This window comes from Streptococcus mitis (assembly GCF_003942765.1).
Lineage (GTDB): Bacteria > Bacillota > Bacilli > Lactobacillales > Streptococcaceae > Streptococcus > Streptococcus mitis_BE.
In genome coordinates, this window is sequence record NZ_RJNW01000008.1 from 62,624 (window position 1) to 69,587 (window position 6,964).

Genomic DNA, 6,964 nt, shown 5'->3' on the forward strand with positions numbered 1-6,964 from the left:
TTCCTACTTTACTTCCTGACGTTTAACACGCTGACCGAAATATTGATACAAATCAACTTTTAAAGTTCCATTGTACAACTTGCGCTTCTTGTCCGCCTGACTGCCGTACTTGGTCTCAAAGGCTTCATCACTAGTTAGGATAAATTTGCTCCACGTTTTCAGCGGTGCAAATACTTGCCCCATCTCAGCATAGAGTTTGGTAACTCCTGCATCATCTGACAAGCGTTCCCCATAAGGTGGGTTAGAGATAATCACTCCATTGATTTTATCGGAACGCAAATCCTGCACGCGCATCTGCTTAAAGGTAATATCTCCTGCAACCCCTGCTGCCTGAGCATTGGCCTTAGCAATTTCCACCATACGTGCATCGATATCACAGCCCATGATATCTAGCTCAAGCTCACGATCCACTTTCTTAGCCGCTTCTGTACGCGCTTCTTGAATCAAACGATCACTAATCCAGTTCCACTCCTCAAAGGCAAAGGAGCGACGAAGACCAGGAGCCATCTTTCTAGCAATCATAACTGCCTCGATACAGAAAGTTCCTGAACCACAGGTCGGATCAATCAAGGGCTTGTCTGGATACCAGTTAGAGAGTTGCAAAATAGCTGCTGCCATGTTTTCCTTGATAGGAGCCCCACCCTTTTCGGTACGATAGCCACGTTTAAAGAGACTGGAGCCTGTCGTATCAATCATGACAGTTGCTATGTCTTTCAGAATAGAAACCTCAATCTTAAACTCAGGACCATTCTCCATAAGAGGAACACCTTCTGGACGGGCATAGTGTTTTTGCAACTTTTTAACAACAGCCTTCTTTGAAATAGCCTGAACACTGGGTTCATTGTGTAGTTTAGACTTAACACATTTGGCTTTTGAAATCGGGAATCGAGCTCCAAGTGGTATATAATTTTCCCAATCTAGAGCGAAAACTCCTTGAAAGAGCTCCTCAAAAGTCTTAGCTGGGAACGTTCCTACGATAATCTTGATACGATCTGCTGCCCGAAGCCAGAGGTTGGTTTCGATAATGGCTCTCACGTCTCCTTGAAAACGAACACGTCCATTTTCAACCTGACAATCGTAGCCCAACTCTCGCAATTCACGTCCCACAACAGCCTCAAGACCCGCTGCAGCAGTAGCGATTAAATTAAATTCTTTTTTCATTTTCAGTCTTATAAGACCTTTCTATATGTCCACTTTAAAAAATGAGGTTGAGAAAGTTTTCTCAGCCCCAACCTATATGCAATTTTCTATAAGCCATGTTTTGTTCCAGAAGTGACTAGGACCACTTCCTTCGATAATCATCTGTCTACCGCTAACAGCCTACAGCTGAAAGTAGTCAGAGTACTACGTTCGTTTCCGTGTACTCCATGCCCCGACCAAAATTTGGGTTGCTAGCTTGAGGGGTTTACCGCGTTCCACTCTCTCTGTTTCCAGAGAGACTCCGTCACTGTGGCACTTTCAAGCCTACTCTGGCCTATCCGAGGACTTAGCCATTTCAACTGCCGTAACGATTTCTCGTCCCTAGGCTTATGGTTTCGCCTAGCACAAACACTACAGGCATCACAGCCTGTGCTAGCATGGACTTTCCTCATGAAAAGAAATTCTCCTCACGCGATTATCCAAAAATTGCACTTTTCAAATAAGCTCTTATAAATCAGAGTTATCCAAAATTTGTTTACCAAATACTTCTTTCTCAAGACGATTTAGTCGTTTCAAAATATCAAAATTCGTCATAGAAGTTGTAGCCGTCATTTCAAGTGGTTCTGCTTGAACCGGTGCAGATTCAGGTTTGCGAGACAATTCTTCCTTCAACTCTGCAATTTCTTGACGGAGAGACTTGACTAAGGCAGCATAAGTTTCGTAGTCCTTGATGACATCGTCCAAAAATTCATCAACTTCAACCTTACTATATCCACGGACTTCACGTCCAAACTCTTGCTCAAAAATATCTTTTGCTGAAAAAATAATACTTGCCATCTCTCTCTCCATTCTCGGTTTCTAATAGTATTATTATATAAAAAAAGGCAAACAAAAATCAAGGTCAAAGGCTTACTTTTCAGAAAAATTTTCTGCTAGCTCATTTAGGTCTTCAAACGTTAGCCTTTTTATGCGATACCCTTCCTGATTTTTCATCAAGGTATCCATAAATTTTAATTTGGTCTCATTTTCTGGATCATAGAAAAAATAAGCTAAATCAGTATTTTCCAGTAAAAACCGTTGGTAGTCTCGTAGTTGCCCCATATGTTCATATTTAGGATAGGCATATTTGACAAAATCTACCTGCTTAAATTGGCTAAGTTTAAGCTGATTCGCTTCATTCCAATTTTCCCCGTGTGTTTCAAAATCAAAAATGGTCGCTAGGTTGAAATCATATTCTTCTTTCATTTCATTTGCGACATCAAGCACCCAAGATTCAAATCCCAAGTTCCCTGTAAAGACCAGCCAGTTAATCCCTTCTTCTGCCAAACTTTCTAAATCACGGCGAATGGCTTTCTTTATAATTTTTAACCTGATATCTTTTTCGTTAAAGACACCCAAGTCAAAATTAGAATATCCCATAATTAAAGCTGTAGTCATTTTTACACCTTTCTTTCTATTTTTATGGTATAATAGAGTGATGTCATTGTACCAATAAGGAGAAATATGGTCAACTATCCTCATAAAATTTCATCAAAAAAAAACAAAACATCCATTTCTCAACCAAATAATTTCGCAAATCGAGGAATGACTTTTGAAAAGATGATTAACGCTACAAACGACTACTATCTGACGCATGGTATGGCAGTTATCCATAAAAAACCCACGCCTGTTCAAATTGTCCGAGTAGACTATCCTCAACGTAGTCGAGCCAAAATTGTAGAAGCCTATTTTAGACAAGCTTCCACAACAGATTACTCTGGCGTGTATAGAGGACATTACATTGACTTTGAAGCCAAGGAAACACGACAAAAGAATGCTATTCCAATGAAGAACTTCCATCTTCACCAGATTCAACATATGGAACAAGTTCTAGAACAGCAGGGTATTTGCTTCGTACTGCTTCATTTTTCTTCTAAACAGGAAACTTATTTGTTGCCGGCATTTGATTTGATTCGCTTTTATCATCAAGATAAGGGGCAAAAATCTATGCCACTTGGATATATTCAAGAATACGGATATTTAGTAAAGCAAGGGGCTTTCCCTCAAATTCCCTATCTCGACATTATCAAAGAACATTTACTAGGTGGTAAAACAAGATGAACAAACAAACTATTCTGCGATTCTTAAAGTATATCGGAATTACGTTCCTTACATTATTTATCGCATTATTTCTATTAGGTGGAGGTGTCTTCCTCTACTTTGTTAGCAAGGCTCCAACCTTATCTGAAAGTAAATTAGTTGCGACGACCTCTAGCAAGATTTATGACAATAAGAACGAACTGATCGCTGACCTTGGATCTGAACGTCGAGTAAATACTCAAGCAAATGAAATCCCTACTGATTTGGTCAAGGCCATCGTGTCTATCGAAGACCACCGTTTCTTTGATCATAGAGGTGTTGACACCATTCGTATCATGGGTGCGGCATTGAGAAACCTCCAAGGCGGAGGAGGCCTCCAGGGAGCCTCAACCTTGACTCAACAATTGATCAAATTAACTTATTTTTCTACTTCAACTGCCGATCAAACTTTGTCACGTAAAGCTCAAGAAGCTTGGCTAGCCGTTCAACTAGAGCAAAAAGCAACCAAGCAAGAAATCCTGACCTACTACATCAACAAAGTCTACATGTCTAACGGTAACTACGGAATGCAAACTGCAGCCCAAAATTACTATGGAAAAGACTTGAAGGATTTAAGCTTACCACAGTTAGCACTCCTAGCCGGAATGCCTCAAGCACCAAACCAATATGATCCTTATTCTCATCCAGAAGCTGCTCTAGAGCGTCGGAACTTGGTACTTTCGGAAATGAAGGGGCAGAAATACATCAGCGCAGAAGAGTATGAAAAAGCTATTAATACCCCTGTTACCGATGGTCTACAAAGCCTGAAATCCGGTAACAGTTATCCTGCATACATGGACAACTACCTTAAAGAAGTAATCGACCAAGTTGAACAAGAAACTGGTTACAACCTTCTTACTACAGGTATGGATGTCTATACAAATGTGGACAAAGATATCCAACAACGACTCTGGGATGTTTATAACACCGACCAATATGTCACTTATCCTGATGATGATATGCAAGTAGCTTCGACTATTGTAGATGTATCTAATGGTAACGTTATTGCACAACTTGGTGCTCGTCATCAAGCAAGTAATGTTTCATTCGGCACCAACCAGGCTGTGGAGACCAATCGTGACTGGGGATCAACAATGAAACCCATCACTGATTATGCTCCTGCTTTGGAATTTGATATCTATGACTCAACTGCTACCATTGTACGCGATATCCCGTATAATTATCCTGGAACAAATACCCCTGTCTACAACTGGGATAGAGGATACTTCGGTAATATCACACTGCAATATGCACTACAGCAATCTCGCAATGTTCCTGCTGTAGAAACACTCAACAAAGTTGGATTAAATCGTGCAAAAACCTTCTTAAATGGTTTAGGAATTGACTATCCAGATATGCATTATTCTAACGCCATATCAAGTAACACAACTGAATCTAATAAGCAATACGGCGCAAGTAGCGAAAAAATGGCTGTTGCTTATGCTGCATTTGCCAATGGTGGTATCTATCACAAACCGATGTACATTAATAAAGTTGTCTTTAGTGATGGTAGCGAAAAAGAATTTTCTGACCCTGGTACCCGAGCTATGAAAGAGACCACTGCTTACATGATGACAGAAATGATGAAAACAGTCTTGACCTCTGGAAGTGGTTTTAATGCCTATATTTCATGGCTCCCTCAAGCCGGTAAGACAGGTACCTCTAACTATTCAGATGAAGAAATCGAAAATCATATTAAATCAAGTCAACTTGTTGCACCGGATGAAATGTTTGTCGGCTATACTCGTAAATATTCGATGGCCGTATGGACAGGTTACTCAAATCGTCTTACTCCAGTCATCGGCAGTGGGTTCACAGTTGCTTCTTCAGTCTATCGTTCAATGATGACTTACCTATCAGAAGATGACCACCCAGGAGATTGGACTATGCCTGAGGGCTTATATAGGAGTGGAGAATATGTCTTTAAGAATGGAGCTCGTCCTACATGGACTGCTCCTGCTACTCAACAAAGTTCTACACCTGCTCCTGCGAACCAGACTCCAGAGACTTCAACCTCTCAGTCAAGTGTAACGACACCAAACACAAATCCAAATTCAAATACAGTTACTCCCAATGCTGGAACCAATGAGAATACGGCGACACAACAACCAAGTACCAATCAAGGGCAGCCTAACCAAAATCCTCAACCAGCACAACAATAAATTACTAACCACCCAAAAATTGGGTGGTTTTTCAATCTGTTCTTTGCTCAATCAATAATTAGATAATAAAAACCTGAGAAGGTCAATTGTACTTCTCAGGTTTTTTTGTTCTATACACTCTACTGGTTTAGAATACTGTTAAGAGAGAGTTTAATTGTCATACACAACTAATCTTTTTTACTTTTTGCTACAAAGATAGCAGATAAGGCTAGTCCAACGCTTGCCAAGAAAATAGCTGTTTCTGACTGTTTTTCACCAGTCTCTGGCAATCTCTTGTCTTCCTTGGCAACTTGAACTGGTGCTTCTGGAGTCTGAGCTTTTTCTAACGAACTTAGCTTAAATTCTGGTTTTTCTACTGTCGGAGCTGGTTGGTCACCTACGGTTGATAATGGACCTGTGTAGGCTGGTAGCTCATGTTTCAAGGCCATAACGGAGTTAACTCCACCCTTGAACTCTGGTTTCTCTACCGTCGGTGCAGTTTGATCGCCCACGCTTGACAATGGCCCTGTGTACTCTGGTAGTTCGTGTTTCAAGGCCATAACTGAGTTGACTCCACCCTTGAACTCTGGTTTCTCTACTGTTGGAGCGGCTTGGTCGCCTACGGTTGATAATGGACCTGTGTAGGCTGGTAGTTCGTGTTTCAAGGCCATAACGGAGTTGACTCCACCCTGAAACTCTGGTTTCTCTACTGTCGGTGCAGCTTGGTCACCTACGGTTGATAATGGACCTGTGTAGGCTGGTAGCTCATGTACCAAAGCTTCAACTGCATTTACACCACCTGTAAATTCAGGTACCTCAAGCACTGGTGCTGGTTCTTCACCCTTGCTTGATTGAACAGGTTCTTCTGTCAATTCTTGATAGAAGCTCGCCAATTCATAAAACTCAGCCTTGCCACCTTCCCAGACCAGTTTAACATCTAGAAGAGAACCACCATTTCGGATAGCCAAGGTTTGGAGACTAGATGTAATGGCACCAAGATCTGTCCAACTTTCTTGTCCATCCTTAAGTGTTCTCGCTTGAACTCGTGCTTTCGCTCCTTCAGGAAGGCTTGAAACAAGGCGTAGATGGTTGGCATTGGTTGGTTCTGATAAGTGGTAAACCAATTCACCCTTATCTTGTTCCGCCTTGTAGCTAGTCAAGACTTTTCCATCTACGAGATTAGTATAGAAGTTGCCTCGGCTTTCGCCACCGTTTCCTTCTACAGTTGGATCATTGATTGGTTTGACAAATTCGCCATCATTAATCACCAATTCTGTAAATCCTACAAAACGAGCATCATAGTCAGCTGTATAGAGGACACGAAGATAGTTGGCTTTGACTGGTGTCGTCAATTCACCCTCGATGTAACGATTTCCTGGCATCTTAGAATCATGTGTCCAACCATCTGTCAATGAATCATCGTGTGTACTATTGGCTACACCATCTCCCACTGTCACAACATCTGTCCAAGTTTTACCGTCTTGGCTGACTTGGATTTTACCATCACGAAGATAGTTTTGAGTTCCGTCTTGGATGTAGGCTCTGATCTTCTTGATAGTGCGTTC

6 protein-coding genes and 1 other RNA gene are annotated in these 6,964 nt (G+C 41.3%); 2 read left to right on the forward strand and 5 right to left on the reverse strand.

Features of this window, described 5'->3' with window-relative positions; translation table 11 throughout:
- Positions 1-3 precede the first annotated feature (3 nt).
- From D8849_RS09980 to D8849_RS09995, 4 genes are all read right to left on the reverse strand, one after another.
- Complete coding sequence (locus tag D8849_RS09980) at positions 4-1,161, reverse strand: THUMP domain-containing class I SAM-dependent RNA methyltransferase (RefSeq protein WP_125386978.1); 1,158 nt, start codon at positions 1,159-1,161, stop codon at positions 4-6.
- A gap of 84 nt (positions 1,162-1,245) precedes the next feature.
- An RNA gene (gene rnpB / locus D8849_RS09985) (RNase P RNA component class B) lies at positions 1,246-1,627 on the reverse strand.
- Between the two features lie 20 nt (positions 1,628-1,647).
- The gene (gpsB, locus tag D8849_RS09990) at positions 1,648-1,977 is read right to left on the reverse strand and encodes a cell division regulator GpsB (protein ID WP_000146534.1); all 330 of its coding nucleotides are present in this window, start codon (positions 1,975-1,977) and stop codon (positions 1,648-1,650) included.
- A gap of 72 nt (positions 1,978-2,049) precedes the next feature.
- Positions 2,050-2,577 (reverse strand): SLOG family protein, encoded by a 528-nt coding sequence (locus tag D8849_RS09995; RefSeq protein WP_004263565.1) that lies wholly within the window; start codon positions 2,575-2,577, stop codon positions 2,050-2,052.
- A gap of 66 nt (positions 2,578-2,643) precedes the next feature.
- Here D8849_RS09995 and recU point away from each other — a divergent pair, with 66 nt between their 5' ends.
- Positions 2,644-3,240: a Holliday junction resolvase RecU gene (recU, locus tag D8849_RS10000; protein ID WP_004263564.1), complete on the forward strand. Its 597-nt coding sequence runs from the start codon at positions 2,644-2,646 to the stop codon at positions 3,238-3,240.
- Positions 3,237-5,420 (forward strand): penicillin-binding protein PBP1A, encoded by a 2,184-nt coding sequence (gene pbp1a, locus D8849_RS10005; protein ID WP_125386979.1) that lies wholly within the window; start codon positions 3,237-3,239, stop codon positions 5,418-5,420. Before recU ends, pbp1a begins: the two co-directional genes overlap by 4 nt.
- Before the next feature lie 167 nt (positions 5,421-5,587).
- On the opposite strand, the gene D8849_RS10010 is transcribed toward pbp1a, so the two are convergent.
- Positions 5,588-6,964 (reverse strand): SIALI-17 repeat-containing surface protein (locus D8849_RS10010; protein ID WP_125386980.1); only part of this gene is annotated, 1,377 nt, incomplete at its 5' end.

Bases quoted from the DNA above. Each gene is read 5' to 3' on its own strand.
- gpsB (WP_000146534.1), bottom strand. From the start codon at position 1,977: ATGGCAAGTATTATTTTTTCAGCAAAAGATATTTTTGAGCAAGAGTTT.
- D8849_RS09980 (WP_125386978.1), bottom strand. From the start codon at position 1,161: ATGAAAAAAGAATTTAATTTAATCGCTACTGCTGCAGCGGGTCTTGAG.
- pbp1a (WP_125386979.1), top strand. From the start codon at position 3,237: ATGAACAAACAAACTATTCTGCGATTCTTAAAGTATATCGGAATTACG.
- D8849_RS09995 (WP_004263565.1), bottom strand. From the start codon at position 2,577: ATGACTACAGCTTTAATTATGGGATATTCTAATTTTGACTTGGGTGTC.
- recU (WP_004263564.1), top strand. From the start codon at position 2,644: ATGGTCAACTATCCTCATAAAATTTCATCAAAAAAAAACAAAACATCC.